Raw genomic sequence first — 1,196 nt, forward strand, 5'->3', positions numbered from 1 at the left:
GCTACCGAACAGCTGGCTGTGGCCTACGACTGTATTTTGCTGGAAGGTGCCGGTGGTCTGATGGTGCCCTTAACCGAAGAGTTCCTGACTATTGATTATATTCAGACACATAATTATCCGGTGATTCTCGTCACTTCAGGGCGTTTAGGCAGTATTAATCATACCTTGCTGAGTCTTGAGTTGTTAAAACTCCGCGGGGTTCAATTATATGCCATTGCTTTTAATCATGCAGATAACTCCAAAGATCCCTTGATCGCTGAAGATACCATTGCTTATTTAAAACAGTATTTGCAGCGTGATTTTGCTGATACGACATGGGTTGATATTCCAGCTTTAAATTTAGCCCCGTCTATCCATGAGTAAGTGATCAGCTTACAGGGGGGCTGATGTGAATGCTTAAATATTGAGGTTGCGCCACTGTAAATTGAATCTGATAGCCATATTTGTTTAACACCATTTTCATCAAATATAAGTCTAGCCCATGCCCATTTTGCTAGGGAGATTTATGCCAGAAACGCTGTCCCAAGTATGCATATCTTCAACCTTTGATTATCATTATGAATGATCAGCACACATGCAGCATAGCAATTGAAATGGTATTTGCCTGTGCCTGCAATAGAGCATTCTTAAGTAGGTTTTTAAAGACGGTATATAGTTCAAAATCGGGTAGGGCAATTCGGATCAGGCTCGGTCAGTCAATTGTTAAACTGGGTTCAATTTCCGGATAAAGCGACTGTAAATCGGCAATCACCTGAGTCAGGAGCCGTGCAATTTCAATACTGTACTAGATATCGCTCAGTACTTGATCGGTAGAGGAAAGTGCTAGAAGCTGTTCCAGTAGCTGGGTACATCGGCGGATACCAATGTGTACCTGCTGCAAGCTTTGTTGCAATTTGGGCGAGCTTGCCTGTTGTTCTGCCATCAGTTGTGCAAGCTGGATATGAGTTTTGATCGCGGTTAAAGGACTACGCAATTCATGGGCGGCGTATGAACTAAATACTTTTTCATTTTCCGGATTTTGATGCAGTTTATGTATTAAGTGCTTAGAGTTTTGGGCAAAGGACTGTACCTTGGAAGGCATTACTTTGGCATCTAAGGTTTTTAAATAGTGAGTAGCATCATTCACTGATAAATTTGGCTGACTTAAAAGGTTGAAACTTCATCTAAGGCTTTAAGCTCTCGACGAATAATCAAAA

At 41.6% G+C, this 1,196-nt stretch carries 2 protein-coding genes; one reads left to right on the forward strand and one right to left on the reverse strand.

Annotated elements, in window-relative coordinates; translation table 11 throughout:
- Positions 1-363, forward strand: a 363-nt coding sequence (gene bioD / locus ACNPNW_RS03915; RefSeq protein ID WP_448766550.1) for an ATP-dependent dethiobiotin synthetase BioD, incomplete at its 5' end; no start/stop codon positions are given.
- Between the two features lie 421 nt (positions 364-784).
- Here bioD and ACNPNW_RS03920 read toward each other — a convergent pair.
- Positions 785-1,126, reverse strand: coding sequence for a histidine kinase dimerization/phospho-acceptor domain-containing protein (locus tag ACNPNW_RS03920; protein WP_180039010.1), 342 nt, complete (start codon positions 1,124-1,126; stop codon positions 785-787).
- Between the last annotated feature and the right edge of the window lie 70 nt (positions 1,127-1,196).

It is taken from the genome of Acinetobacter endophylla, assembly GCF_053543775.1.